Annotated in this window: 17 protein-coding genes; 5 read left to right on the top strand and 12 right to left on the bottom strand. The window is 68.4% G+C overall.

Features of this window, described 5'->3' with window-relative positions; translation table 11 throughout:
- Nucleotides 1–53 precede the first annotated feature (53 nt).
- Genes J2X45_RS03770 through J2X45_RS03780 form a run of 3 tightly spaced genes read left to right on the top strand, consistent with a single transcriptional unit; the run spans nucleotide 54 to nucleotide 5,298 of the window.
- Nucleotides 54–1,577, top strand: a complete 1,524-nt coding sequence (locus tag J2X45_RS03770) for a tryptophan 7-halogenase (RefSeq protein ID WP_310211459.1) — start codon at nucleotides 54–56, stop codon at nucleotides 1,575–1,577.
- 23 nt (nucleotides 1,578–1,600) lie between these two features.
- A complete protein-coding gene (locus tag J2X45_RS03775; RefSeq protein WP_310211462.1) occupies nucleotides 1,601–3,889 on the top strand; it encodes a beta-glucosidase in 2,289 nt (762 codons plus the stop codon).
- Nucleotides 3,889–5,298: a glycoside hydrolase family 30 beta sandwich domain-containing protein gene (locus tag J2X45_RS03780; protein WP_310211464.1), complete on the top strand. Its 1,410-nt coding sequence runs from the start codon at nucleotides 3,889–3,891 to the stop codon at nucleotides 5,296–5,298. Before J2X45_RS03775 ends, J2X45_RS03780 begins: the two co-directional genes overlap by 1 nt.
- A gap of 40 nt (nucleotides 5,299–5,338) precedes the next feature.
- On the opposite strand, the gene J2X45_RS03785 is transcribed toward J2X45_RS03780, so the two are convergent.
- Complete coding sequence (locus J2X45_RS03785; protein ID WP_310211466.1) at nucleotides 5,339–6,295, bottom strand: alpha/beta hydrolase; 957 nt, start codon at nucleotides 6,293–6,295, stop codon at nucleotides 5,339–5,341.
- Nucleotides 6,296–6,508: 213 nt separating this feature from the next.
- Here J2X45_RS03785 and J2X45_RS03790 point away from each other — a divergent pair, with 213 nt between their 5' ends.
- A complete protein-coding gene (locus J2X45_RS03790; protein WP_310211468.1) occupies nucleotides 6,509–7,528 on the top strand; it encodes a glycoside hydrolase family 43 protein in 1,020 nt (339 codons plus the stop codon).
- Nucleotides 7,529–7,549: 21 nt separating this feature from the next.
- Here the strand turns inward: J2X45_RS03790 and J2X45_RS03795 are convergent, their stop codons facing one another.
- Together J2X45_RS03795 and J2X45_RS03800 are read right to left on the bottom strand one after the other, a co-directional pair.
- The gene (locus J2X45_RS03795; RefSeq protein WP_310211469.1) at nucleotides 7,550–10,072 is read right to left on the bottom strand and encodes an FtsX-like permease family protein; all 2,523 of its coding nucleotides are present in this window, start codon (nucleotides 10,070–10,072) and stop codon (nucleotides 7,550–7,552) included.
- Nucleotides 10,069–10,755: an ATP-binding cassette domain-containing protein gene (locus J2X45_RS03800; RefSeq protein ID WP_310211471.1), complete on the bottom strand. Its 687-nt coding sequence runs from the start codon at nucleotides 10,753–10,755 to the stop codon at nucleotides 10,069–10,071. Before J2X45_RS03800 ends, J2X45_RS03795 begins: the two co-directional genes overlap by 4 nt.
- Nucleotides 10,756–10,812: 57 nt before the next feature.
- Here J2X45_RS03800 and J2X45_RS03805 point away from each other — a divergent pair, with 57 nt between their 5' ends.
- Entirely contained in the window at nucleotides 10,813–11,445 is a 633-nt protein-coding gene (locus J2X45_RS03805; protein WP_310211473.1) for an arylesterase, read from the top strand.
- Nucleotides 11,446–11,626: 181 nt separating this feature from the next.
- On the opposite strand, the gene cobA is transcribed toward J2X45_RS03805, so the two are convergent.
- The 9 genes from cobA to ntrB form a co-directional block, all read right to left on the bottom strand.
- Nucleotides 11,627–12,403 carry a uroporphyrinogen-III C-methyltransferase gene (gene cobA / locus J2X45_RS03810; RefSeq protein ID WP_310211475.1) on the bottom strand — a complete coding sequence of 259 codons (777 nt, stop codon included), beginning with the start codon at nucleotides 12,401–12,403 and terminating at the stop codon, nucleotides 11,627–11,629.
- The gene (locus J2X45_RS03815) at nucleotides 12,393–15,071 is read right to left on the bottom strand and encodes a nitrate reductase (RefSeq protein ID WP_310211476.1); all 2,679 of its coding nucleotides are present in this window, start codon (nucleotides 15,069–15,071) and stop codon (nucleotides 12,393–12,395) included. Before J2X45_RS03815 ends, cobA begins: the two co-directional genes overlap by 11 nt.
- Nucleotides 15,072–15,416: a nitrite reductase small subunit NirD gene (nirD, locus tag J2X45_RS03820; protein WP_310211477.1), complete on the bottom strand. Its 345-nt coding sequence runs from the start codon at nucleotides 15,414–15,416 to the stop codon at nucleotides 15,072–15,074.
- Complete coding sequence (gene nirB, locus J2X45_RS03825) at nucleotides 15,413–17,881, bottom strand: nitrite reductase large subunit NirB (protein WP_310211479.1); 2,469 nt, start codon at nucleotides 17,879–17,881, stop codon at nucleotides 15,413–15,415. Before nirB ends, nirD begins: the two co-directional genes overlap by 4 nt.
- Before the next feature lie 30 nt (nucleotides 17,882–17,911).
- Nucleotides 17,912–19,132, bottom strand: a complete 1,221-nt coding sequence (locus J2X45_RS03830; RefSeq protein ID WP_310211480.1) for a nitrate/nitrite transporter — start codon at nucleotides 19,130–19,132, stop codon at nucleotides 17,912–17,914.
- A gap of 241 nt (nucleotides 19,133–19,373) precedes the next feature.
- Nucleotides 19,374–20,531, bottom strand: coding sequence for a CmpA/NrtA family ABC transporter substrate-binding protein (locus J2X45_RS03835; RefSeq protein ID WP_310211482.1), 1,158 nt, complete (start codon nucleotides 20,529–20,531; stop codon nucleotides 19,374–19,376).
- Nucleotides 20,528–21,100 (bottom strand): ANTAR domain-containing response regulator, encoded by a 573-nt coding sequence (locus tag J2X45_RS03840; RefSeq protein WP_181242849.1) that lies wholly within the window; start codon nucleotides 21,098–21,100, stop codon nucleotides 20,528–20,530. The genes J2X45_RS03835 and J2X45_RS03840 overlap by 4 nt, the downstream gene beginning before the upstream one ends.
- A 154-nt stretch (nucleotides 21,101–21,254) precedes the next feature.
- Nucleotides 21,255–22,040, bottom strand: a complete 786-nt coding sequence (locus J2X45_RS03845; protein ID WP_310211485.1) for an ABC transporter ATP-binding protein — start codon at nucleotides 22,038–22,040, stop codon at nucleotides 21,255–21,257.
- 12 nt (nucleotides 22,041–22,052) lie between these two features.
- Nucleotides 22,053–22,943 carry a nitrate ABC transporter permease gene (ntrB, locus tag J2X45_RS03850; protein WP_310211487.1) on the bottom strand — a complete coding sequence of 297 codons (891 nt, stop codon included), beginning with the start codon at nucleotides 22,941–22,943 and terminating at the stop codon, nucleotides 22,053–22,055.
- Nucleotides 22,944–22,947: the final 4 nt, after the last annotated feature.

A 22,947-nucleotide genomic window follows, 5' to 3' on the forward strand; every position in this document is an offset into this window, starting at 1 on the left:
GGCGGGGTCGTCGCAAGACGGCCCCGACCTTCGACCTAACGGGAGGCGGGTGGTTGAAACCGCTCAAGAAGATACTGATCGCTGGCGGCGGCTCCGCCGGATGGATGACGGCCGCGCTGTGCTCGCGCCTGTTCCACGGCCTGTACGAGATCGTCCTCGTTGAGTCCGAGGAGATCGGCACGGTCGGGGTAGGGGAGGCGACCATCCCCGCCATCAAGAAGTTCAATGAGCTCCTGGGGCTCGACGAGGACGACTTCCTGCGCAAGACGCAGGGCTCGTTCAAGCTGGGCATCCAGTTCAAGAACTGGTGGCGCAGAGGCGAGAGCTATCTCCACGGCTTTGGCGTCATCGGTCAGGACCTGGGCTGGCTGCGCTGCCACCAGTACTGGCTGCGGATGCGGGAGCTGGGTCGGGCGGGCGACTTCGACAACCTGTCGATCAACAACGCCATGGCGCTGGGCAACAAGTTCATGCGCGCCCGCGCCGATATGGCCGACTCGCCGATCGGCCATATCGCCCACGCCTTCCATTTCGACGCCGGCCTCTACGCCAAGCACTTGTCGACCTACGCCCAGGCGCGGGGCGCCAAGCGCCGCGAGGGCAAGATCGTCGATGTCATGTTGCGCGCCGACGACGGCTTCGTGCAGTCAGTGACGATGGAGGACGGCGAGGTCATCACCGCCGACCTCTTCGTCGACTGCTCGGGCTTCCGGGGTCTGATCATCGAGCAGGCGCTCAAGACCGGCTACGAGGACTGGACGCACTGGCTCCCCTGCGACCGCGCCGTCGCCGTGCCGTGCGACCGTTCGGAGCACTTCACGCCCTACACGCGCTCGACCGCCCATGACGCCGGCTGGCAATGGCGGATCCCGCTGCAGCACCGAACGGGCAACGGCCACGTCTACTCCAGTCAGTACATCGACGACGACGAGGCCGAGCGCGTCCTGCTGTCGAATCTCGACGGCGCCCAGCGCGCCGACCCGCTGCGCATCCGGTTCAAGACCGGCAAGCGCAAGAAGATCTGGAACAAGAACTGCGTCGCGATCGGCCTCGCCAGCGGGTTCCTGGAGCCTCTGGAGTCGACCAGTCTGCATCTGATCCAGTCGGCCGTGATCCGCATGGTGCGGCTGCTGCCGGACGCTGAATTTGACCAGGCGACGATCGACGAGTTCAACCGCCAGACCGACTTCGAATACGAGCGGATCCGCGACTTTATCATCCTGCACTACAAGGCCACCGAGCGCGACGACAGTCCGTTCTGGCGCTATTGCCGCGACATGGAGATCCCCGCCACGCTGCAGCGGAAGATGGATCTCTTCCGCGCCAACGGCCGGGTGTTCCGCGAAGACGACGAATTGTTCACCGAGGAGAGCTGGATCCAGGTCTTCCTCGGCCAGGGCGTGATACCGCGCGCCTACGACCCGCTGGTGCACGTCCAGACCGACGATGAGATCGCGCAGTTTCTCGGCGATATCGAAACGGTCATCGGCAAGTGCCTGAACGTGATGCCCTCGCACGCCGAGTTCGTCGCGCGCGCCTGTCCGGCGCCGCCGCTCGCGCCCCCGTCCACCTCATAGTCACGCTTATCCGGAGCACCGCCATGACGACCGCCGCCCAGCCTTCATCTGCCTTGCGGATCCTGCGCCGGACAACCGCCGCCATGGCATTGCTCGCATTCCTGCCCATGTCGGGCGCGGTCGCCCAGGTCGTGCCGACGCAGGACAGCGCGCCCCTGGCCGCTCGGGCGAACGACCCGGCTTGGGTGCGCGCCGACGCTCTCGTCAAGCAGATGACGCTCGACGAGAAGATCGCGTACCTGCACGGCCTGTTTCCGCCCAACACCAAGCCGGCCCCGGCCGACATGATCCCATCGGCGGGCTATGTGCCGGGCGTCCCGCGCCTGAAGATCCCGACCCTGCGCGAGAGCGACGCCAGCCTGGGCGTCGCCAACCAGGTGGAGCAGCGCAAGGGCGACGTGGCCACGGCCCTGCCGTCCGGCCTGGCTCTGGCATCGACCTTCGAGCCGAAGCTGGCCTTCGATGGTGGCGCGATGATCGGCGCCGAGGCGCGCGCCAAGACCTTCAACGTGTTGCTGGCCGGCGGCGTGAACCTGACCCGCGACCCGTGGGCCGGCCGCAACTTCGAGTATCTGGGCGAGGATCCCCTGCTGGCCGGCGAGATGGTCGCCGAGCAGATCAAGGGCGTGCAGTCCAACAAGATTGTCTCAACGATCAAGCACTTCGCGCTGAACGCTCAGGAGACGGGCCGGCACGTGATGGACGCCCAGATCGATGAGGCGGATCTTCGCGAGAGCGACCTCCTGGCCTTTCAACTCGCGATCGAGAAGAGCAACCCGGCCTCGGTCATGTGCGCCTACAACAAGGTCAATGGCGACTGGGCCTGCGAGAACGATTTCCTGCTCAACAAGGTGCTCAAGCGCGACTGGAACTATCCAGGCTGGGTGATGTCGGACTGGGGCGCGGTGCACAGCACGGTCAACGCCGCGCTGGCGGGGCTGGACCAGCAGTCGGGCCAGGAGCTCGACACCCAGATTTTCTTCGGCGACGATCTGAAGGCCGCCGTGGCCAAGGGCGAGGTCAGCCAAGCGCGTCTGGACGACATGGTCCGGCGCATCCTGCACGGGGTGATTAGCTCGGGCCTGATGGACAATCCGACCCCGGCGACGGCCCAGCCGATCGACTACGACGCTCACGCTAAGGTCGCCCAGACCGTCGCCGAGCGCGGCTCGGTGCTGCTGAAGAACGATCGCGGACTGCTGCCGCTGGCCAAGACCGCCAGGCGGATCGTGCTGATCGGGGCCCATGCCGATGTTGGCGTGCTCTCGGGCGGCGGCTCGTCGCAAGTCCGCTCGGTGGGCGGGGCGCCGGTCGAGATCCCGCTGAACGGCGGCGAGGCGGCGTCCTTTGTGCGGGTCACCTGGCACGCGTCCTCACCGCTGCAGGCGATCAAGGCCGCCAATCCGGGCGCCGAGGTGTCGTACGTCGACAGCAAGGACCCCGCCGCCGCCGCGGCCGCCGCCAAGGACGCCGACGTCGCCATCGTCTTCGCCTGGCACTGGCAGACCGAGGCCCAGGATGCGCCGTCGATCGCGTTGCCCGAGAACCAGGACGCCCTGATCGAGGCGGTGTCGGCGGCCAACAAGAACGCGGTCGTCGTGCTTGAGACCGGCGGTCCGGTGCTGATGCCCTGGCTCGATAAGGTCGGCGCGGTGCTGCAGGCTTGGTACCCGGGCCAGCGCGGCGGCCAAGCCATCGCGCGTCTGCTGTTTGGCGAGGTCAATCCGTCGGGCCGCCTGGCCATGACCTTCCCGAAAACCGAGGATCAGGCGCCGCGCGCCAGCGCCCCGGGTTTCGCCGAGCAGGCGGCGATCGATGACGCCCGCCGCGCCGGCCAGAAGGCGGGCCCGATCAAGGGCTTCCCGGTGCGCTACGTCGAAGGCGCGGCGGTCGGCTACCGCTGGTACGCCCAGGAAAAGCGCCAGCCGCTCTATCCGTTCGGCTACGGCCTTTCCTACACCACGTTCGGCTACAAGAACCTCAAGGTCGAGGACGGCGAGGGCCTGAAGGTCAGCTTCGACGTCACCAACACCGGCAAGGTCGCCGGCGCAGACACGCCGCAGCTCTATGTCACCTCGGGCCAGCGCAAGGCCATGCTCCGGCTGGCGGGCTACCAGAAGGTGGATCTGGCGCCGGGCGAGACCAAGCGGGTCACCCTCAGCGTCGAGCCGCGCATCCTGGCCGACTACGACACCGCCAAGCCGGGCTGGACCATCGCGGCGGGGACCTATCCGCTATATGTGGGTCGCAACGCGGGCGAGCCGGTCCTGACCGGCAGCGCCAAGCTGAAGGCCTGGTCGAGGAAGCCCTGATGCGTCTACGCCTTGTGTCCCTGACGGTCGCGGCTCTGGCCGCGACCTCGCCGGTCCTGGCCGCGCCCAAGCTGCGCGCCTGGGTCACGACCGGCGACAAGAGCCAGCTGCTGACCGCGCAAGCGCCTGCGGCGGCCGCGTCCGTCGAGGCGGTGGCGGGGCTGCCGGTCATCACGGTCGACGCCCAGGAGCGCCACCAGTCCATGGTCGGCTTCGGCGCCTCGATCACCGACGCCTCGGCCTGGCTGATCCAGAACAAGCTCAAGCCCGCCGAGCGCGACGCGCTCCTGCGCGAGCTGTTCGGACGCGGGGAAGGCGGTCTGGGCTTCAGCTTCACCCGCGTGACCATCGGCGCGTCCGACTTCTCGCTGGACCATTACAGCCTCAACGATCCGGCAGACGGCGCGTCCGATCCGGATCTGAAGCACTTCTCGCTGGCGCGTCCGGAGCAATACGTTTTCCCCACCGTCCGGGCGGCCCTCAAGATCAATCCGGACCTGAAGGTCATGGCCTCGCCCTGGAGCGCGCCAGCCTGGATGAAGACCACGGGCTCGCTGGTCAAAGGCCAGCTGAAGGACGAGGCCTATCCGGTCTACGCTCGCTTCTTCGCCCGCTACATCAAGGATGCCGCCAAGGTTGGCGTGCCGACTGACTACCTCAGCATCCAGAATGAGCCGGATTTCGAGCCCGAGAACTATCCGGGCATGCGTTGGCTGCCGCAGGACCGTGCGCGGTTCTTCGGCGAGCATCTGGCCCCGGTGTTCCAACGCGAGAAGATCAAGACGCGCGTGCTCGACTGGGACCACAACTGGGACCAGCCGCAGCAGCCGCTGACGGTTCTGGCGGATCCCAAGGCTCGAGCGTTCCTGACGGGCGTGGCCTGGCACTGCTACGCGGGCGACGTCTCGGCGCAGGACAAGGTGCGCGCGGCCTATCCGGATAAGGAGGTGTTTTTCACCGAGTGTTCGGGCGGGGAGTGGGCGCCCAAGTTCGACGACAGCTTCTCGTGGATGGTCGAGCAACTGATCATCGGCTCGACCCGCGGCGGCGCGCGCGGCGTGCTGATGTGGAACTTGGCGCTGGACGAGAAGTTCGGCCCGCACGCCGGCGGCTGCGGCGACTGTCGCGGGGTGGTTTCGATCGACAGCCAGACGGGCGCGGTAACCCGCACGCAGGAATATTACGCCTTTGGCCACGCCAGCCGTTTCGTGAAGCCCGGCGCGGTGCGGATTGGTTCGCCGGCAAAGGTCGAGGGGCTGCGGACCGTGGCGTTCCAGAACTCCGACGGCCAGCGCGTCTTGATCGTCTTGAATGTGTCGACCGCCCCAGCCGACTTCGCCATCTTGTCCGCGAACACGCGGTTCAAGGCGTCCTTGCCCGCGAGATCCGCCGGTACCTTCGTCTGGTAGCCAGCGGCCGGCGCTCTACAGCGCCGGCCGCTCGTTCGGTTCAGGCCTTCGGCTTGAGCATGCCGTGCATACCGATCCAGCGGACATAGGCGTCGAACCAGCCGGTGCTGGTGGTGGTTTTCGGATACATGCCAAAGCCGTGGCCGCCTTGCTCATACAGGTGGAACTCGGCCGGACGCTTGGCCGTGCGCCAGCTGTCGATCAGGCCAAAGCCGCTGTTGGCGAAGAAGGGATCGTCGGCGGCCAGCGCCACGAACATCGGCGGCGCGTCGGCCGGGGTCGTGACCGGCGACAACGGCCCATAGATCAGGCCGATGAAGGCGGGTTTGGCGTCGCCACCGCTCAGGGTCGTCGTCAGAGTCAGCATGGCGCCGGCCGAGAAGCCCAGCATGCCGATCCGGTCCGGATCCACCCGCCATTCGGCCGCGCGCTTGCGGACGAGCGCGAAAGCGGCGCGGGAGTCGGCCAGTTGCGGCGCGAGGCCCGCCATCGCCGCCTGCGGGTCAGGCCGGGGCCGCTGCGCCGTGCCGGAGAACATCTCCTGCATCGACCGCTCGAAGCCCGCCATGTCCGGCGGGGTCTGGTTGAGGCGGTACTTGAGGACGAATGCGGCGACGCCCTTGTCGGCCAAGGCGCGCGCCGCGTCCCAGCCTTCGTTTTCCATCGACAGGGTGCGGAAGCCGCCCCCCGGTGCGATGATCACCGCCGCGCCCGTGGCCTTGGCGGGGTCCGGAAGGAACGGCGTCAGCGTCGCTTCCGTGACGTTGCGGGCGAAGACGCTGCCATACTGGCTGTGCCAGGATTCCGGCGCCGTCGCGCCGGGCAGGGGACCCGTACCGAGCGCGATCGCAGTCGGCTGCGCCGGAATAGCGATCGGCGTCATCTTGTCGTTCTGGGCCGCCGCAGCTCCCGCGGTGGCGATGCTCAGCGTGAAGGCGACTAGAGCCAAGCCCATGGATCCCCGTAGCCCGCCCGAGCGCCGTATCTTACCGTTCATGCGTCTCTCCCTTTCGCATGCCGATCGCGCGCCTAGCCCGGTTTGCCACCGTTCGCTTTCGACTGACGCGCGATCTCGTTGTTTCATGTCTGACAAAAGAATCCGTGATGCGCCAGATGTCTCGCTCAGACTGTAGAGTCGATGACGTCATTTCTCGGCGTTGACGGTTTGATTTGTCCGAGTAAATGTCGCGCGTTGTTTGGGAGGCGCATGATGAAGCTGAAGCTCGCCGCGGCCACGCTGGCCCTTATCGCTAGCCTGAGCGGGCCAAGCCTCGCCGCGGAGGAGGGGGGCTGGCTGCCCCTGAGCGCCAATCCGATCTTCCGCGACAAGTTCACGGCGGATCCCGCGCCGCTGGTCGTCGGCGATCGTCTGTACCTCTATGTCGGCCGAGACGAAGCGCAACGCGACGAGATGTTCAACATGCGCGAGTGGCTGGTCTATTCCACCACCGACATGAAGACGTGGACCTCGCATCCACCGATCATGAAGGTCGCCGACTTCAAGTGGGCGCAGAAGGACGCCTGGGCGTCACAGGCGATCCAGAAGAACGGCAAGTTCTATTTCTACGCCGCCGTCGAACACGACAAGACGCGGCCCGGCAAGGCGATCGCCGTCGCGGTGTCCGACAGCCCGACCGGACCGTTCGTCGATGCGCGCGGCTCCGCCCTGATCACCAACGATATGACCCCCAAAGGCACGCACAGCTGGGAGGATATCGATCCGACCGTCTGGACCGACGACGACGGCACGACGTGGATCGCCTGGGGCAATCGCCAGTGCTACATCGCCAAGCTCAAGCCCAACATGATCGAGATCGACGGCCCGATCACCGAGATCACGCCGCCGCATTTCGAGGAAGGGCCCTGGCTGCACAAGCGCGACGGGCTCTACTACCTGACCTACGCCTCCCTGGATCGCTCCACGCAGCGCGACGAGCACGTATCCTACGCCACCGCACCGGCTATCACGGGACCCTGGACCTATCGCGGGCTGCTGACCGGCTCAGGCAAGTACAGCTTCACGATCCACCCCGGCATCGTGCAGTTCAAGGGCGCTTGGTACATCTTCCTGCACAACGCGACCCTGACGATCGGCGACCTGAACGGCGCGATCGGCCGGCGCGCGGTCACCGTGGAACCGCTGAGCTATAATCCAGACGGCACGATGAAGCCGGTGGTCCAGACCGACCGCGCGGACTCCTTCGTGGCGACGGTCGTCCCGGCGAAGTGACTGAAGCCGGTCCTGCGGGCGCTAGTCGCCCCGCAGGACCGGCGCAGGTCTTTGCGCAAGAGCCAGGCTGGCGGCGATAAGGCCTCCCAGCGTCGCCAGGCCCGTCGCGCCCGCCAGCAGCGCCAGAACGCCGCTCCAGTCGACACTCCAGCTGGCCTCGAAGACCTTGACCACCACGGGCCAGGCTGCGGCGAACCCGAAGATCACGCCGGCCGCTCCGGCGATCAAACCGACAGCGCCGTACTCGATCACGTAGGCCACGAGGATCTGACCCCGGGTGGCGCCCAGCACCTTGAGGGTCGCCGCTTCCCGGGCGCGCGCCCGGGCGCCGGCCGCGATGGCGCCGGCCAGGACCAAAAGGCCAGCCAGGCCCGCCACCGCCGCTGCGCCGCGCACCGCCAGGGCCAGGCGGTCGAAGAGGGCGGCGGCCGACTCCAACTGCTCGCGCACGCTGATTACGTTGACGGTCGGCAGGGTCTGGCCAAGCTTGCGGGTCAGGGCGGCTTCCTGGGCCTTGTCCATCCGCGCGATGGCCACGCTGCGAAGCTCGGCGCCCTCCAGCGTTGCGGGGTTGAGGATCAGGTTGAAGTTCGGGCCAAAGCCGCCGAACTCCACTTTGCGCAGCACCGTGATCCACGCTTCGATCTCTTGTCCCAGAACCAGCAGGGTGACCTTGTCGCCCAGCTTGAGCCCGGCGGCTTCAGCGATCTCGGCGCTCATGGCCAGCTTGGGCGGGCCGGCGTCGTTCTCCGCCCACCAGCGCCCGGCGACGACGCCAGCGTTCTTCGGCTCCTTGCCCAGGGTCGACAGGCTGATATCGTTGTCGAACGCCCATCGCGCCGAGGGCTTGACGCTCCTCGGATCGATCGGCTTGCCCTTCACCGCGATGATGCGGCCCGTGACGAACGGCATGCGCAGATAGGTGTCCTCGGTCAGCGGCCCCATGACCGAAGCCGCCGTCGCGTCGAAGGTCGCGGCCTGATCGGCCGGGATCTCGGTGAACACCATGGCCGGCGCGGTGCGCGGGGCCACGTCGCTGACCTGGGCCAGGAGCGCCGACTGGATCAGCACCACGCATGCCAGCAGCGCGACGCCCAGGCCGATCGCCGGGCTGGCCGTTCGGGCCGCCGAGCGAGGGCCTGCGAGGTTGGCGAGGCCAAGCTTGGCGGGACCTCGGGTGAGGCCGCGCGCCTTGCCGGCCGCCCAGGCGGCGGACCGGCCCAGCGCGGCCAGCAGGCCAAACGACACCGCCACCCCGGCGATCATGATGGCGGCGGCCATCGGGGTCGGGGCGGTGGCGACCGCCAGCGCGGCCAAACCCAGGCCGGCCAGACCCGCACCGACGGTTTCGACGCCGAACGGAAGCCGGCCTTTGGGCGCGCGCCGGAACAGGGCCGACGGCGGCGTGGTTCGCGCTCGCGCCAGGGGCAGCAACGAGAACGCCGCCGCAGCCAGAAGCCCGAACAGCGCGGCCTTGGCCAGGGGTAGGGGATAGATCTTGAACAGCGCGGGCACCGGCAGACTGGAGCCCGCCAACTGCCCCAGGATCAACGGCGCGGCGCCGCCGACGACGAGGCCGATCGCGATGCCCAGCAAGGCCAGAACCGCGATCTGGATCAGGTGCAGATCGCGGATCAACCCGCTTTGTGCGCCCAGGGCCTTCAGCACGGCGATCGCCGGCTCCCGCGCCGAGAGATAGGCCGAAACGGCCCCCGCGACGCCCAGACCGCCCGCGACCAGCGAGGCTAGGCCGATGAAGCCCAGGAAGTATTCGAGCTGGTCGATCAGGCGACGCGCGCCCGGCGCGGCGTCCAGGCGGTCGCGCACTCGCATCCGCGAGTCCGGAAGCGAAGCCTGCACCGCCTTGCCGATGGCGCGAGGGTCCTGATCGGGCGAAAGCGCGACACGCACCGTCCGGCTCGTTAGGCCGCCGGGCGCCAAAAGACCGGATCGCTCCAGCACCTCCCCCCGGACCAGGACACGGGGCGCGATGGCGAAGCCGCGCGACAGGCCGTCTGGCTCGCCGGTCAATCGCGCGCCCACGATCAGCGTCATGGGGCCGGCCTCGAAGCGGTCGCCGATCTTCAGGTTCAGGCGATCCAGCAGCGCCGGCTCCACCGCCGCGCCCGGCACACCGTTTCGATCGGCCAGGGCGGCTTGCAGGTTCGGCGCGCCGTCCAGGGTCACGGCGCCGGCGAGCGGAAACTGTCCGTCCACCCCGCGCAGATTGACCAGCCGCCGCTCGCCGCTGGGAGCCTGCGCCATGGCGCGCGCGGTCGCGGCGTAGGTGGTCACGCCCAGCTTGTCGAAGGTCTGGCGCTCCTTGGGCGTGAAATCGCGGTTCTCGATCGAGAACGCCAGGTCGCCGCCCAGGATCTCACGCGCCTGGCTGGCCAGGCCCTGCCGGAAGGCTTCCGCCGTCGAGCCGGCGGCCGCGATCGCCGCGACGCCCAGCGCCAGGCAGGCCAGGAAAATGCGGAAACCACGCACGCCCGAGCGCAGTTCGCGGGCGGCGAGGCGGAAGGCGAGGGGCGTACGGCTCACGAGACGATCCGTCCGTCTGCCATCCGCACAATCCGGTCGGCGCGGGTGGCTAGCACCGGGTCATGGGTGACCATGACCATCGCCGCGCCGACCTCAGACACCAGGTTGAACATCAGGTCCGCCACCGAGGCCGCGGTCGCGCCATCAAGGTTGCCTGTGGGTTCGTCGGCGAAGAGCAGGGCGGGGCGGGCGGCCAGGGCGCGGGCGAGGGCGACGCGCTGCTGTTCGCCGCCCGACAGCTGGTGGGGGTAATGGGTCAGGCGGCCCGACAGACCGACCCGGCCGAGCCAATCGCGCGCCGTGGCCATCGCGTTCCGCGCGCCGTCGATCTCCAGCGGCGTCGCGACGTTCTCCTCGGCGGTCATGTTGGGCAGCAGGTGGAACGACTGGAACACCAGGGCCGCGCGACCGCGTCGCAGGCGCGCGCGGCCGTCCTCGTTCAACTTGGCCAGATCCTGGCCAAACAGGCGAACCTGCCCCGCCGTCGGCTCCTCCAGACCCGCGCCGACGGCGATCAGCGACGACTTGCCCGAGCCTGACGGACCGATGATGGCGACACGTTCGCCCGGGTTCACGACAAGGTCGACGCCGCGCAGGATATTCACAGGACCGGCGGAGGAGGGCAGGGTCAGGGCGACGGCGTCGAGGACCAGGGGCGCGGCGGGCGTAACGTCGTCGGACATGGCTTTTCCTGCAGGGCCGGTCCTTGTTTGGCCGGCAGCAAGACTACATAGGAAAGCATGAGCCCGACCGCACACCGTTTTCCCAACCGTCGACGTTTTTTGCTGGGGATCGGCCTGTTGAGCCAGATCGCCGCCGCGCCAAAGCCGGTCGTGATCACCGTGCTGGGCGACTCCATCACGGCAGGCCTCGGCTTGCCCGCACGCGATGCCATGCCCGCCCAGTTGCAGGCGGCGCTGGGACGGCGCGGCGTTTCGGCGATCGTGCGGCCTGCCGGCGTCTCCGGCGACACCAGCGGCGGCGGCTTGGCCCGTGTCGGCTTCAGCGTGTCGAAGGATACGAAACTCTGCGTGGTGGCGCTGGGCGGCAACGATCTCTTGCAGGGCGTCGATCCGGCCCAGACCAAGGCGAACCTGCGTGGCGTCCTGCAAAAGCTCAAGGCGCGCAACGTGCGAGCGGTGCTGGTCGGCGTGGCGGCGCCCCCAAGGATCGGCGCCAGCTACGCGCGTGAGTTCAACGCCATTTATCCGAGCCTCGCCAAAGAGTTCGGCGTGCCGCTTTACGCCAATATCCTGGCCGGCGTCGTCGGCGACCCCGCGCTCATGCAGCGCGACGGCATCCATCCCAACGCCAAAGGCGCGAAGCGGATCGGCGAGACCCTGGCCGCGATTGTCGCCAAGGCCCTGAAATAGACTGAAGGCTGGAGCGGGCCTCGGGTTGCAGCTATCGCAGCCATATCTCGTCTAAGATATATTATCGGAAGTTGGCGCCTTTTTCGGGCGTACCGCATCGAGCGCTTCTTCAACAAGCTCCGGCGCGATCCAAACGGACTAGCAGCGCGTCATGGGCGCGAGCGAGTCAGCGGTGGAGCGTTCACGATGCGCGCTCTCGGAAGCCGTCGCTGGCGTTGCTGGCTTGAGCTTGCGCCGCAGCGGCGACCTCGCCGACGACGATAAGCACAGGACCGCCATGCGTCGTAATCGGTCCTGCCGTCAGCGCCGCGAGAGATGTCGTCGTCAGACGCGCGTCAGCAGCGCCAGCCCGTTCGATCACGGCCACGGGCGTTGAGATTGTGCGCCCTGCAGCGACCAAAGCCCTGGCGAGGTCGGGAGCAGCCTCAGCCCCCATATAGACTGCAAGGGTCGCCTCGGGGTCAGCGCCCGAGCGCCAGTCATGCGCCATCGCACCGTCCTGAACCCGAGCCGTCGTGAAGACCACACGTCGCGCCTGTCCACGATGGGTCAGCGGGAATCCAAACTGGGCCGCAGCGGCGCAGGCCGCCGTAACGCCAGGCACCACCTCGGTCGCAACACCGTAAGCGTTCAGGAACGCCGCCTCTTCGCCCACGCGGCCAAAGATCGATGGATCCCCGCCCTTCAGACGCACCACCCGCAGACCGCGCCGCGCCAAGCGCAGCATGATCCGGTTGATCTCGCCCTGCGTCATACTGGGCTTGCCAGCGCGCTTTCCGGTCTGGATTCGGATACAGCCAGGCGGAGCCAGGGCGATGGCCTCCTCCGAACACAAGGCGTCGTAAAGAAGCGCCCCGGCTTCCTTGACCGCGCGCATCGCCCGCACCGTCATCAGATCGACAGGCCCAGGTCCCGCGCCGACCAACAGAACCCGCCCGGGCTCAACGCTAGAGGACATCGGCGGTCTCCCGTTTGGCGTCGGCGAGGACGCGGATCATGCGGCTGATCTCAGGGCGGCAGGAGCCGCAGTTCGTGCCCGCGCCGGTGGCGGCCGCGACGGCGTCGGTCGTGGAGGCTCCGGCGGCTATGGCCGCCTCGATCGCCTTGCCGCCGACCTTGAGGCAAGCGCAGACCATCGGACCCTTGTCGACCGGCGCGCCCGGTGGGAAGCCATGCAGCAGGGTTGCGCGAGTCTCGGCCGTCAACGACGCGCCGAACAGATCGACCAGCCAATCGCGTGGCGGCAAGCGGCCGGACTCTGTCATGTAGAGGACGGCGATCAGCGTGTCGTCGCGGATCCAGGCCTCTCGCATCGCGCCGGTGGCGGCGTCTTCGTAGGCGACGATCTCGCCCGTCAGGCCCCGCGCGAGACGCTTGCGCAAAGCCGTGCGCTGAGAGCGATCTCCCCGTCCGGCGAACTCGTGTTGGTGGCAGGCCTCTCGCGGCGTGCGTCGCCAGACTAGCTCTGGGTCGACGACGACCGCCGGTTCACGCGCGAGGAAAAACCCCTTCCAGGTTTCGCGATAGGCGCCGAGGCGCGCCGGCGTGTGCTTGAACTCGGGCTGGCCCGAGGTCGGGTCCGTCATCGGCGCCACGAGGGCGTTGGCGCGACCGGCCGGCGCGAAGGCGTCGGTCCAGTGCATCGGCATGAACAGCGAACCACGCCGCTGCCGATCACTGAGCTTGGCGACGGCCACCGCCTCGGCGCGGGTCGTCATGACCCGAGCCAGCGCGCCGTCGGTCAGTCCGACCGCCTTGGCGTCATCGGGGTGAACCTCGACATAGGGCTCGGGCGCGTGCCGACAGAGGTCGGGCGCGAGGCTCGTACGGGTCATGGTGTGCCACTGATCGCGGATGCGGCCGGTGTTCAGCGCCATCGGGAACTTGTCGCTGGTCGCCTCGGCCGGTCCGCGAGGCCGCACCGGAACCAGCCGCGCGCGGCCATTGGCGGTCTGGAAGCGTCCGTCCTCGAACAATCGCGCCCTGCCCTGCCCCTGGGCGTCGACGGGCCACTGAACCGGCCCCAGCGCGTCGTAGGCCTGAGGATCCAGCCGGGTGAGCCCCTCCAGATTGAGCACGCGCCCCTGGTTCTCATAGGCCGTCAGGCGGGCCCACTCCCGAAACACGCTCGCCGCGTGCGGCCAACCAAAACCGTCGAAACCCATCGCGGCGGCGACGTCCGCGATGATCCGCCAATCGGCGCGGGCCTGGCCTGGCGGCGGAAAGAGCGCTCGTTGGCGCGAGATCCGCCGCTCGGAGTTGGTCACCGTGCCGTCCTTCTCGCCCCAGGCCAGGGCCGGCAGCTTGACGTCGGCGAAGGCCGTGGTGTCGGTCTCGACGCAGTCTGAGACCACCACGAACGGGCAGCGATCCAGCGCTTCGCGGACAGCGCCGCTGGCCGGCAGGCTGACCGCAGGATTGGTGGCCATCACCCACAGCGCCTTTATGCGTCCGTCACGGACCGCCTCGAACATGTCGATCGCCTTCAGCCCCGGAGCGCGGGCCGTGTTTGGCGCGCCCCAGAAGCGGGCGACGCGGTCGCGCTCCTCCGGGGCGAAGTCCATATGGCCGGCCAGGGTGTTGGCCATGCCGCCGGTCTCCCGGCCGCCCATGGCGTTCGGCTGTCCTGTGATCGAGAATGGGCAGGCCCCGGGCTTGCCGACCCGGCCCGTCGCGAGGTGAGCGTTGATGATGGCCAGCCCCTTGGCGACGCCCTGAGCCGACTGGTTGGCCCCCATAGAGAACAGGCTGACCGTACGCGGATGGGCGGCGAAGAGATCAAAGAAGGTCTTCAGGTCCGCAAGGGCCAGGCCGCAGTCGGCCGCCACCGCTGAAGGCGACTGGTCGTCCTCCTCCAGCGCCGCGACCACCGCCGCATAGCCGTCGACATGGTCGCGCAGGAAGTCTCCGTTGATCGCGCCGCGCCGGATCAGATCGGCCAGCAAACCGTTCCAGAGCCGCACGTCGCTCTGTGGCGCCAGGGCCAGATGCAGGTCAGCGCCCTCGGCGGTGTCTGTGCGGCGCGGGTCAATGACGACATGCTTCTGCCCCCGCGCCTTGGCCGCCTCCATCCGCCGGAATAGCACCGGGTGGGTCCAGGCGGCGTTGTGGCCGCTGAACACCACGAGGTCCGCCAGGTCGAGATCCTCGTAGCAGCCGGGCACGAGATCCGCCCCGAACGCCTGCTTGTGGGCGACCACGGCCGAGGCCATGCACAGGCGGCTGTTGGTGTCGATATTGCCCGAGCCGATGAAGCCCTTCATCAGCTTGTTGGCGACGTAATAGTCCTCGGTCAGCAGCTGTCCCGAGACGTAGAAGGCGACGCTGTCGGGACCATGCCGGGCGATCGTCTCTCGAAAACGCCGGGCGACAAGGCTCGTGGCTTCGTCCCAGCTGGCGGCGCGTCCCTGGATCGTCGGTTCCAGCAACCGGCCCGCCAGCGAGACCGTCGCGCCCAGCGCGGTCCCCTTCGAACACAGTCGGCCATGATTGGCGGGGTGAGCCGCGTCGCCGGAGATCGCCACCGCGCGCGTTCCGGCCGCCGTCGCGCCGATCACGCCGCAACCCACCCCGCAATAGGGGCAGGCCGTGCGAGTGGCAGTCAGAGCGGCGGAGCCATCGGCCATCTAGAGATTTCCATCCAGGCTGAGCAACAGGCGGCCGTCCTCGACGCGCAGGGCGACGACGGGCGTGCAGCCCTTACCCTTGTCGGCGCCCATCGCCTCGCCGGTGGCCAGGTCGATGTTCCAGGCGTGCAGCGGGCACGTCACGGCGCGACCATGAACGATGCCTTCGCTGAGCGGACCGCCCTTGTGCGGGCATTTGTCCATCAGGGCGAAGACGTCGCCGTCGCCGGTGCGGAAGATGGCGATGTCCCCGCGCGGGCTGGGCACGCGCCGCGCGCCGCGTCGCGGCACGTCGGTCACCGCGCCGACATCGATCCAGGCCGGGGCCTTCACATGCGTGTTCATGCGGGGGCGAACTCCATCCGGCGGCTCATCGGGGTGAATTCCTCGTTGTGACGGCCCGCCACGCGCTCGGCCCACGGATCGATCCGGGCGAAGCGCTGCGAGTAGGCGAAGCGGTCGTAGAGGGCCTTGCGCTGATCGGGATCTGTGACCTGGGCACGGATCGTCTCCAGGCCCACGCGGTCCATCCATTTGTAGACCCGCTCCAAGTACCAGCCCTCCTCACGGTAGAGTTGCATGGCCGCAGCGATGACCCAGACCGCCTCGTCCTCGGTCGCCACCCGGGTCAGGACCTGGGTGCCTTGGATGTGCAGGCCGGCCGCGCCGCCGATGTGGATCTCGTAGCCGCTGTCGACGCAGACCACGCCGAAGTCCTTGCAGGTGGCCTCGGCGCAGTTGCGTGGGCAGCCGGACACGGCCAGCTTGACCTTGGCCGGGGCCCACGAGCCCCAAAGGAACTTCTCCAGCCGCATGCCAAGGCCGGTGGAGTCCTGGGTGCCGAACCGGCACCAGTCGGAGCCGACGCAGGTCTTCACCGTCCGCAGGCCCTTGGCGTAGGCGTGGCCGCTGACCATGCCGGCGGCGTTCAGGTCGGCCCAGACGGCCGGCAGGTCGTCCTTCTTGACGCCCAGGAGGTCGATCCGCTGGCCGCCGGTGACCTTGACCGCCGGGATGGCGAACTTCTCGGCGACGTCGGCGATGGCCCGAAGCTCGGCCGGACTGGTCATGCCGCCCCACATGCGGGGCACCACCGAATAGGTGCCGTCCTTCTGGATGTTGGCGTGGACTCGCTCGTTGATGAACCGCGACTGTTTGTCGTCGCGGTATTCGTCGGGCCAGGCGCACAACAGGTAGTAGTTCAGCGCGGGTCGACACGAGGCGCAGCCATCGGGCGTGGACCACTCCAGGGCCTGCATGACCGCAGGCATCGACTTCAGGCCCTGATCGACGATCGCCCGCCGCACCTCGCCGTGGGTCTTGGACGAGCACTTGCAGATCGGCTTGGGCCCGGTCTGGGCCTGGAAGCCGTCGCCCAGGGTCAACTTCAAGACCTGCTCCACCAGCGGCGTGCAGGATCCGCACGAGGCCGAGGCCTTAGTCACCGCCCGGACATCGTCCAGCGTGGTGAGGCCTTGAGCCGTGATCGCAGAGGTGATCGCCCCTTTGCAGACGCCGTTGCAGCCGCAGATTTCCTGCGTATCGGGCATGGCCGCAACGGCCGCGCTAGGGTCCAGGCCGGCCAACCCCTCCGTGATCGCCTGGCCGAAGATCAGGGTCTCGCGAATGCCGGCGACGTCGGCGCCGGCCTTCATCAAGTCAAAGTACCAACCGCCGTCCGCCGCATCACCAAACAGCACAGCGCCGGCGACCTTGCCCTCCTCGATCACCACCCGCTTGTAGACCCCGCGCGCGGCGTCCCGGAAGACGATGTCTTCGCAGCCCTCGCCGCCCGCGAACTTTCCGGCCGAGAACACGTCAACGCCGGAGACCTTGAGGCGGGTCGAAAGAACCGAGCCCTGATAGGCCCCCTCCCCGTCTGTCAGCGCCTCCGCCAGCGCGCGACACATCTCCCAGATCGGCGCGACGAGACCGTAGCATTGGCCGCGATGCTCGACGCATTCCCCGACCGCGAAGACATCCGGATCGGAGGTTCGCATGGCGTCGTCGACGACCACGCCGCGGTTTACGCCAAGACCGGCGGCCTTGGCGAGGGTCGCGTTCGGACGGATGCCCACCGCCATGACCAGCAGGTCGCAGGGCAGCACGCGACCGTCCTTGAGCTTGAGGCCCGTGACCTGGCCTTCCGCCCCGACGATCTCCTCAGAGTGCGCGCCCAGCACCGTCTCGACGCCGCGATCGGCCAGGGCCTCGCGCAGCAGGAAGCCGGCGCTTTCGTCAAGCTGGCGCTCCATCAGCACGTCCATTAGGTGGACGACGGTGGCGGCCATGCCGCGCCGCGCCAGGCCATAGGCGGCCTCCAGCCCCAGAAGGCCGCCGCCGATGACCACCGCCCGCGCGTCCGGCTTGGCCGAGGCCGCCAGCATCGCGTTGACGTCGTCGAGGTCGCGGAAGGTGACCACGCCCTTCAGGTCACCGCCGGGCAACGGCAGGCGGAACGGATCGGAGCCGGTGGCCAGGATCAGCTTGTCGTAGCCGACCTCCAGTCCCCCTTCGGCGGTGACGGTGCGGGCGGCCAGATCGATCGCGGTGACCGCGCGGCCGGCGTGCAGGGTGATGGCGTTGTCGCGGTACCAGGCCTCGTCATTGATGACGATGTCCTCGAAGGCCTTCTCGCCGGCCAGCACGGGCGAGAGCATGATGCGGTTGTAATTCACCCGCGGCTCGGCGCCGAAGATGGTGACGTCGTAGCGGTCGGGATCGCGCTTGAGCACTTCCTCGACCGCCCGGCAACCGGCCATGCCGTTACCGATGACGACCAGGCGCAATTTGGGCGTGGCTTGGGTCATAAGGCTTCTCTTTGAGGGAGGCGTTGGGGGTTAGACGCGAACCGGCGCGGAGTCGCCGTGCAAGGTCGGCCACACGGCCCGCCAGCGGGCCTTGAGGCTGAACAGCGCGATCAAGGCGAAGACGGCCAGGAGGGCGAAACCGATGAAGCCGGACTGGTAGGAGCCGGTCATCTTCTTGGCCAGACCCAGGGTCGAGGCCAGGTAGAAGCCGCCAATCCCGCCGGTCATGCCGATCAGGCCGGTCATCACGCCGATTTCCTTGCGGAACCGCTGCGGGGCCAGCTGGAACACCGCGCCGTTGCCGGCGCCCAAGGCCAGCATGGCGAACAGCAGGACCGCCAAGGCCACGGCCGCCGTCGGCAGCTGGAAGCTGGCCACCGTCAGGCCGACCGCAGCCAGAACATAGACCACGCTCAGCGTCCGCACCCCGCCGTAGCGGTCGGCGAGCGCGCCGCCGACCGGACGGATGAACGAGCCGGCGAACACGCAGGCGGCGGTGAAGAACCCGGCGATCACCGGATCCAGACCGTACTCGGAGTTGAAGTACATGGTCAGCGACGAGGCCAGGCCCACGAAGCCGCCGAAGGTCACCCCGTACAGCAACATCAGCCACCAGGCGTCGGGAACCTTCAGGACATCCAGGTACTCGGCGAGCTTCTTGGGCGCAGGCTGCTCGGGCGCATCCTTGGCCAGGACCAGATAGGCGACGAAGGCGAAGGCCAGAGGGATCGCCGCCAGGCCGATGACGTTCTGCCAGCCGAAGGTCTTGGCCAGGGCCGGCGCGAACAGGGCGGCCAGGGCCGTGCCGGAATTGCCGGCGCCGGCGATGCCGAGAGCCAGACCCTGATGCTCCTGCGGATACCAGCGCGAGGCCAGCGGCAGCGCCACCGCGAAGGATGCGCCGGCCACGCCCAGCACCACGCCCAGGGCCAGGATCTGCTGATAGTTGTGCAGTCCCACGCCCCAGGCGGTGACCAGACCCGCCAGCACGATCAGTTGACCGATGATGCCGGTTTTCTTGGGACCGATGCGATCGACGAGCACGCCGTTCACGAGCCGCAGCACCGCGCCGGCGAGCACCGGCACGGCCACCATCAGGCCCTTCTGGGCGGGATCAAGGCCGAAGTCCTTGGCGATCGCCACGCCCAGCGGGCCCAGGATCACCCAGACCATGAAGCTGAGGTCGAAATAGAGAAAGGCGGCGAACAGGGTCGGGGTGTGTCCGGCCTTGAGGAATTCGCGGGAGATCATGATGGCCTCGATCGTCTGCGTGTCTGCGTGTCTGCGAGAGCGAGGCGGCGGCGCCTCGGGCGACTGACCGCATCGGAGCGGTCCTCTGGCAGCCGCGAACGCCGTTGTTCGTTGGCCTGGACGTCAGTGGAACGCGAGAGCGCCGGGGAGTCACCCACTCGTTTGCGACGCAGCACACCCCGGACGGGTTCGAACGATTGCTCAGCAAACGGGCGGCGCAAACGCCTTGAAAATAGGCAGGTCAGCGCCGCGCACGACCGATCGCGAAGCTCGCAGCATAGGCCGCTGGCGCCGCCGGGTCGAACAGGCGGCGATCAAACAGCCTTGCTTCGACCGGCTGGGCGGCGTCCTCGAAGCTGATCGCCGGATCCAGGATCGGGTCCAGCGACAGGGCTGCAGCGCGATAGAGGTCGGGGCGGTAGACACTGTGGACCAGCGCCGCCAGATCGACTCCAGACTCCACCTGACCCCAGCGGACCATCTGCGAGGCGAACCACAGCCCGTGCTCGGGACGGGGCAGGCCCGCCCCGTCCCGGTGGAACACGATCTCGCCCCTGAGGGCGCGGGCGATGGTCTCCGGCGCTGCGCCGATCCACTCCGGCCGCGCCAGCAGCTCGACCAGGGCTTCGCGGTTCTCGGGCGCATCGGCCCAGGCCGCCGCCCGCATCACAGCCCGCAGGCAGGCCTTGAGATCGTCGGGCCGGCTGGCGGCGAAGCCCGCCGCCATACCCAGGATCTTGTCGGGACCCGAGGGCCAGAACTGAGAGGCGGTGATCAGCATGCGGCCGACGCCCTCGGCCTCGGCCACGGCATTCCAAGGCGCGCCGACGCAGAACCCGTCCACCGCTCCGGCCCGCATCTGCTCGACCATGCGCGGCGGCGGGATGACGACAATGCGGACGTCCTGGTCCGGATCGATCCCGCCCTCGGCCAGCCAGTAGCGCAGCAAGTAGTTGTGCATCGAGGCCGGAAACACGACCGCGAAGGTCAGGGGCGGTTCGCCCCGCGTCCGCCGCGCCGCCGCCACGCCGGCCAGCGCCGTAGCCATGGTCAGCGGACCGTCCAGCGCCGACGGAGCAACCGCGCGCATAGCCTCGGCCAGGGCGGACGACACCGTCACCGCGCTGCCGTTCCGGTTCAGGGCCAGCGGGGCGATGATCCGCCCCTCTTCCGCCCCTTTTGCCACCCCATTGGCGGCAAGGGCCATCGGGGCCAGCATATGGGCGCCGTCCAGCGCCCCCACAGCGACCTTGTCGCGCACGGTGGCCCAAGAGGCCTCGCGCGAGAGCTCGACCTCAAGCCCCTCCTCGGCGAAGAAGCCCATGGTCTTGGCGACGGCCAACGGCGCGCAGTCCGTTAGAGGAATGAAGCCCAGGCGCAGATCCAGGAAGCCGCTCACGCGCCGTCTCCCCGCAGCACCCCGGCGAAGGCCAGCAGATCGGCGGCCACCGCCCCGATGGGCTTGCCTCGATCCATGGCCAGCTTCCTCAGCAGCCGATAGGCGCCGTCCTCATCAAGGCCGCGCTCCTTCATCAGAAGGCCCTTGGCGCGCTCGACGGTCTTTCGCGCCTCCAAGTCGGCCTTGGCCTTGGCGAGATCGCCGCGCAACTGCTGGGTCAAGGCGAAGCGGCTCATGGCCACGTCCAGGATCGGCCGCACCCGCCCCGGAGCCAGGCCGTCGACCACATAGGCCGCCACGCCGGCGCGCACGGCCTGTTCGGCCAGGCCCGGCTCGGAGCGGTCCACGAACATCACCACCGGGTGGCCCTGGCTGGACTCCCTCAGGCTGTCCAGCGTGTCCCGGTCGGGGCTCTCGGCGGCGATCACGACCACATCGGGCGCGAATGCGACGACTTCGGCTTCGTTGTAGACGGCCGCGTGGCGGACCTCCAAGGGCTGAACACCCTCGAGGCCCTGGGCCACAAGCGCCGCCCGGGCGGCGTCAGGATCGATCACGAGCACGCGCATCGCCCGCAGTCCTAGGTCCGCGCGCCGGGATCGGGAGCGGGAATCCGCCCCATATCGCCTCGACGCGCGGAATGCTGAAAATGAAGGCGCCGACGCCCAGAAGACCGGCGCCTCGGTGCGAGGGGCCCCAACGGCGACGCCGACGCCCAAACCGTCACGCCGCGCGGCGTGCGTAGAGGAACTCGATCACCGCCGCGCGCGCATGGACATAGGTCGGATGCTCCGCCACCGCCAAACGGTCGCGCGGCCGCTCCAGCGGCACGTCCAGCACCTGCCCCACGCAGGCGCGCGGGCCGTTGGTCATCATCACGATGCGGTCGGACAGCAGCGTCGCCTCATCGACATCGTGGGTGATCATCAGCACCGTGTTCTTCAGCGCCGAATGGATCTCCATCACGCTGTCCTGAAGGTGCGCCCGGGTCAGGGCGTCCAGCGCGCCGAACGGCTCGTCCAGCAGCAGGACCTTGGGCTCCATCGACAGGGCGCGGGCGATACCGACCCGCTGCTTCATCCCCCCCGAGATTTCGGAGGGCCGCTTGTCCAGCGCATGGGTCATTTTCACCAGATCGAGATTGTGAAGCACCCAGTCCTTGCGCTCAGCCGGCGATTTGACGCCGCCGAACACCTTGTCGACCGCGAGCGAGACGTTCTCGCGGACCGACAGCCATGGCAGCAGCGAGTGGTTCTGGAACACCACCGCCCGGTCGGGGCCCGGGGCGTTGACCTCCTGGCGATCCAGGATCACCGCGCCCGTGGTGACGGGCACGAGGCCCGCCACCACGTTCAGCAAGGTCGACTTGCCACAGCCGGAGTGACCGATGATCGAAACGAACTCGCCCTTGTCGATCTTCAGGTCGACACCGGTCAGCACCTCGCTGCGGGTCGCCCCCTTGGCGAAGGTGACGCCGACGTTCTCGATGGAGAGATAGGCCTTGGCCATATGCGTCGATCCCTAGCTGGCCGCGCTGCCGCGCGACACGACGTGGCCGACCAGGGCCACCAAACGGTCAAGGAAGAACCCGGTCAGACCAACCCAGGCCAGTCCCACGAGAATGTCGGAGATGCGCGAGGCGTTGTACTGATCCCAGATGAAGAAGCCGATGCCGACGCCGCCCAGCAGCATTTCCGAAGCGACGATGGCCAGCCAGCTCATGCCGATGCCGATCCGCAGGCCCGTGAAGATGTAGGGTGTGGTGGCCGGCAGCAGGATCTTGAAGAAGTACTCGACCGGCGACAGGCGCAGCACCTTGGCGACGTTGACATAGTCGCTGGGGATGTTCCGCACGCCCACGGCCGTGTTGATGATGATCGGCCAGATGGCGGTGATGAAGATCACGAACAGGGCCGAGGGTTGGGCCTGATGGAAGGCCGCCAGCGAGATCGGCAGCCAGGCCAGCGGCGGCACCGTCCGCAGGACCTGGAAGATCGGGTCCAGGCTGCGGTGCGCCCAGCGGTTGGAGCCGACGAACACGCCAAGCAGCACCCCGACGACCGCCGAGATCGAGAAGCCGATCCCCACGCGCTGCAGGCTGGTCGCCACGTGCCAGAACAGACCCTTGTCGACGCCGCCATTGTCATAGAACGGGTTGAGGATCAGCTCCTTGGACTCCAGCCACACCTGCTTGGGCGACGGCAGTCCCGTATAGGACTCCCCGACGATGGCCTGCCACACGCCGAGGATCACCAGCAGGGTGACCAGCGGCGGCAGGGTCGTGGCGGCGACGGCGGCGGCGCGCCGTCCCAGCTCCGACAGGATGGAGGGCCGCGACGGCGCCGGCGTCGGCTCCAACGACGGTGGCGAAGTCGGCGAAGCCGGACTGAACACGGGCTTGGGATAGGCCATCGTC

The organism is Caulobacter sp. BE264 (assembly GCF_031457805.1).
Lineage (GTDB): Bacteria > Pseudomonadota > Alphaproteobacteria > Caulobacterales > Caulobacteraceae > Caulobacter.

Excerpts from the sequence above, each read along its gene's own strand:
- J2X45_RS03775 (WP_310211462.1), top strand. The coding sequence starts at position 1,601 with ATGACGACCGCCGCCCAGCCTTCATCTGCCTTGCGGATCCTGCGCCGG.
- J2X45_RS03780 (WP_310211464.1), top strand. The coding sequence starts at position 3,889 with ATGCGTCTACGCCTTGTGTCCCTGACGGTCGCGGCTCTGGCCGCGACC.
- J2X45_RS03785 (WP_310211466.1), bottom strand. The coding sequence starts at position 6,295 with ATGAACGGTAAGATACGGCGCTCGGGCGGGCTACGGGGATCCATGGGC.
- J2X45_RS03790 (WP_310211468.1), top strand. The coding sequence starts at position 6,509 with ATGAAGCTGAAGCTCGCCGCGGCCACGCTGGCCCTTATCGCTAGCCTG.
- J2X45_RS03800 (WP_310211471.1), bottom strand. The coding sequence starts at position 10,755 with ATGTCCGACGACGTTACGCCCGCCGCGCCCCTGGTCCTCGACGCCGTC.
- J2X45_RS03805 (WP_310211473.1), top strand. The coding sequence starts at position 10,813 with ATGAGCCCGACCGCACACCGTTTTCCCAACCGTCGACGTTTTTTGCTG.
- cobA (WP_310211475.1), bottom strand. The coding sequence starts at position 12,403 with ATGTCCTCTAGCGTTGAGCCCGGGCGGGTTCTGTTGGTCGGCGCGGGA.
- J2X45_RS03815 (WP_310211476.1), bottom strand. The coding sequence starts at position 15,071 with ATGGCCGATGGCTCCGCCGCTCTGACTGCCACTCGCACGGCCTGCCCC.
- nirD (WP_310211477.1), bottom strand. The coding sequence starts at position 15,416 with ATGAACACGCATGTGAAGGCCCCGGCCTGGATCGATGTCGGCGCGGTG.
- nirB (WP_310211479.1), bottom strand. The coding sequence starts at position 17,881 with ATGACCCAAGCCACGCCCAAATTGCGCCTGGTCGTCATCGGTAACGGC.
- J2X45_RS03830 (WP_310211480.1), bottom strand. The coding sequence starts at position 19,132 with ATGATCTCCCGCGAATTCCTCAAGGCCGGACACACCCCGACCCTGTTC.
- J2X45_RS03840 (WP_181242849.1), bottom strand. The coding sequence starts at position 21,100 with ATGCGCGTGCTCGTGATCGATCCTGACGCCGCCCGGGCGGCGCTTGTG.
- J2X45_RS03845 (WP_310211485.1), bottom strand. The coding sequence starts at position 22,040 with ATGGCCAAGGCCTATCTCTCCATCGAGAACGTCGGCGTCACCTTCGCC.
- ntrB (WP_310211487.1), bottom strand. The coding sequence starts at position 22,943 with ATGGCCTATCCCAAGCCCGTGTTCAGTCCGGCTTCGCCGACTTCGCCA.